Below are 584 nucleotides of genomic sequence, written 5' to 3'. Positions count from 1 at the left end.
CGAGATGAGGAGCCGAGTACAGAGATTGGTGAGATACTCGGTAAAACAGACAAAAACGGAGATATCAAATGGGATACTGGCAGAAAAGGCGATTACTGAGTCGCATTGAGGAAGGGTGAAACATCAGTAACCCATCAGATCTCGTTAACAGAGGATAAAAAAAATCATGCCATTCTATTAGTCTTCAAAGAATAGCAGTTTCCTTGATTTTAAGGGAACTGCCTTTTTTATTTATTGCAGGAAACCAAACTATATACTGGAAATTTATTATGTGAGATAATAAGAAATAGGTATTTTTTCTTACGAGACAAAAGGGGCGTTATCCTTTATTTTATATCAATCAAACCCGGAGGAAAAAGAAGAAAATGATACAAGATTCAATGCAGTTTGCCGCGGTTGAAAGGGGTCTGCGCTTTTACCAGGCATATGATCAAAGCCTTTCTTTGTGGCCGATTGAGTCGGAAGCATTCTATGTTTCTACTCGTTTTGGAAAAACACATATCATTGCAAGTGGGCCAAAGGACGCACCTTCGCTTATTTTGCTTCACGGGGGCCTTTTCAGCTCTGCGATGTGGTATCCGAAT

The 584-nt window shown here is 39.9% G+C and carries 2 pseudogenes; both read left to right on the top strand.

From position 1 onward, the window contains the following. Nucleotides 1-195 (top strand): annotated as a pseudogene (locus ACWHAR_RS29955) (DUF2606 family protein); the annotation flags it as partial. A gap of 170 nt (nucleotides 196-365) precedes the next feature. After that, nucleotides 366-584: pseudogene (locus ACWHAR_RS29950) on the top strand (carboxylesterase); the annotation flags it as partial.

The sequence above is a fragment of the Bacillus sp. LR--39 genome (assembly GCF_053613335.1).
The sequence above is the reverse complement of the archived record's forward strand: the minus strand, read 5'-3'. Positions and strand labels throughout refer to the sequence as shown.